1 protein-coding gene is annotated in these 407 nt (G+C 48.9%); it reads right to left on the bottom strand.

Annotated features, from left to right (window positions below):
- Positions 1–83: 83 nt before the first annotated feature.
- On the bottom strand, positions 84–407 hold a 324-nt coding region (locus ALO64_RS25595), incomplete at its 5' end, for a hypothetical protein (RefSeq protein WP_235805017.1).

The raw sequence follows: 407 nt of genomic DNA, 5'->3' as shown, positions 1-407 counted from the left end.
TGGTGACCAAGGCGCTTTGCAGGGCGGCATCAACGAAATTGAACAACGTCTGGGCTATGTTTGTTACGTCCATGGCGCCTCCGTTATTTTGCTCGGGTAAAGGTGGTGTAGTCGAAATTGATGACGCCGCCTTCCAAACGCATGGTTGCGAGGCCTCCAAGCATACTCAGTACCGTATCCGACTCGGCCTTGGCTTCGAACTGTCGTACATTCGTAATTGGCTTTTCGTTGCCTGATGCTTCCCAAGTACTAGCAATATCAATGTGGAAGTTCTCTCCATCCTTTGAAATAGTCATAACATAAGTTGGCTTGTACATCCTCTGGGTATTTTGACCTTCCCAACGCCCGATAAAATCATCCCCTTTGCTATCGAAGCAACCCGAAAGCGCCAGTGCAAACAGGACCAA

The sequence above is a fragment of the Pseudomonas meliae genome, assembly GCF_001400515.1.
GTDB classification, from domain to species: domain Bacteria; phylum Pseudomonadota; class Gammaproteobacteria; order Pseudomonadales; family Pseudomonadaceae; genus Aquipseudomonas; species Aquipseudomonas amygdali.
The sequence above is the reverse complement of the archived record's forward strand: the minus strand, read 5'-3'. Positions and strand labels throughout refer to the sequence as shown.